Here is a 2,045-nt window from a genome sequence, read left to right as displayed (position 1 = left end):
GCCATAATTAATAGCTTGTGGGGCATTAGGATTATAATCTGGTTTTATTTTTGCCTGACTGATATCTACACCATCAATTAATATCTGAACATCATCAAGCCAGAGTTTGCCTGGACCGTAAAGCATAGGAAAAAGATAAATTTTTGTGGCCTCTTTTTGAAGGGGTAACTTTAGGCTATATTGCTTCCAGTCTTGCGTTCCGTATATCCTATTTGCTAGTAGATTGGTAAATTGTAACTTATCATTATCCTCATCATCAATTCTAAATGGAAAATCTGCATGTCCGGTAACATGCTCTAATTTTAGATAAAATTTGATTTCTACTTCCTTCCCTTCAAATTTTGAAGGTATAATTAAATTAGACATGGCATAATTGGATTCTACATCTTTGGCGATATTTTCTATCAACAAGGAATATTTACCTGTATATTTTTGGGTTGAATCGATTTCGACCTTATATCCACTTTTGGTTGTACCCGTACTCCAACCAACAGAAGACTTAGACTTGGGAACTGTTTTTTCGAAACCTAAATTATATTCATCCTTAACAGGTTTTAACGAATCTGTTGAAGTTTGGCAAAAAGAAGTAAGTTGATAAAAAACAAAAATTGTGGTGAGAAGGATACGTAGCATATTAGATTAATTTCACTAAAACTAATCAATAGAATAGTAGCTTAATTCTTATTTAACATCTTTTAACTGAAAGTAGAAATTGAAATTGGTTTATTTTTTAACGGTGGGTGGGTTTGGCATCATTGCACCGACCCAGGTTCATAAACGGGATGGAAGCGGCATCCTTTGGCTGTAAGCCTGAGCGTAGCCGAAGGCCAGCCAAAGATATAGCGTACAGCCCGAGTAACGAAATAGTTGTATTGACTTTGCTTTTCTAACTTATATCAACCGATCTTTTATCACCAACGTATTGGCTGCAATATCGTGCCAACACTGGTTTTTCTTATTGAGGAAACTGTATAAATAGCCAAAGAAAACAGGAATTACAGATAAGATTTTAGAAAAATTCCTGACTAGAGAAACACAAAAAGAAACCCGGCTTCCCTCTAAATCGGTTACTTTAATATTGAGAAGTTTTTTACCTATAGTGGCCTGACTGGCTGATGCTTCGGCAATGCTACCATAAATGAGTTTAATAATAAATATGGATGGAAATGGGATTAGAAAAGCCATAATCCGCTGATCTTTGCCTTCAATAAAAATATAACTCGTTAAAATGATAATGCTATATATTCCAAAAATAATAAAATGATCAATTACCGATGCCAACAGCCTTTGATCGAAAGCGGCAAAATATTGGGGTGCTGTTTTTTGATAACTAAAACCCAAAAGCTCACGCAATTCGGGAATTGCGTGAGCTTCTTTATAATCGTCCATTCCGGGTTTACGTATAAACGTATTCGCACTGATGTTTAAATCTTTCAGTTCGGTTAAACTATACGGCCCTTGTGGCTTTCCATTAATTACAACTATATATTGATCAGGATTCATTGGATTGGATCAGGATGATGAGATTTTGGGATTGTAAGATCAGCATTTTATAAAAATTTCTTCTACAAGAATCAACCTTACATCCCCCACCTTAAAACCTTCTGCCTTTTTAATATCTGCTTACTTCAAAGTTACTCAATCCGCCATCTAAATTAATAAAGATTTTTTTGGTTGAGGTTTTATAGTTTGAGGTTTCGTAAACACCATCACTCAATTTCTCAAAACCATCGAAATCTTTAGCTGATAAACCTGTTTTGGTTTTAATTCGGCAACCCGAGTTGGTAGGCACCTTAATGTTAACATCGGCAACGCCAGATTTCACAATTACGTCGGTTATTGGCAATAAATCTCCGAATTTAATATCCAAAGCTGCTGCCCCACCATCAAAGCGGAAGGTACGCACTTTGTAATTGGCAAAATCAAAATTTGCTTCGCCAGCTCCGAGTTTCATTAAAATATCCCAGTTGGCTTCTTTATTCAATTTAAAGTTAACATCGTTACCACCATCACCAAAATTCCATTTACTCTTTTTATCATCCATC

2 protein-coding genes and 1 pseudogene are annotated in these 2,045 nt (G+C 35.5%); all 3 read right to left on the bottom strand.

All coding sequences use genetic code 11. The features are described from left to right. A partial coding sequence (locus AC1DPQ_RS26195; RefSeq protein ID WP_477611355.1) for a carbohydrate binding domain-containing protein occupies positions 1-633 on the bottom strand: 633 nt, incomplete at its 3' end. A 258-nt stretch (positions 634-891) separates the two neighbouring features. Next, positions 892-1,503, bottom strand: a complete 612-nt coding sequence (locus AC1DPQ_RS26190; protein WP_477584633.1) for an RDD family protein — start codon at positions 1,501-1,503, stop codon at positions 892-894. 109 nt (positions 1,504-1,612) lie between these two features. Next, positions 1,613-2,045, bottom strand: a pseudogene (locus tag AC1DPQ_RS26185) (LiaF transmembrane domain-containing protein); the annotation flags it as partial.

The organism is Pedobacter sp. 01T416_2 (assembly GCF_056398925.1).
Note: the sequence above shows the minus strand (reverse complement) of the source record. Positions and strands in the feature narration are given on the sequence as shown.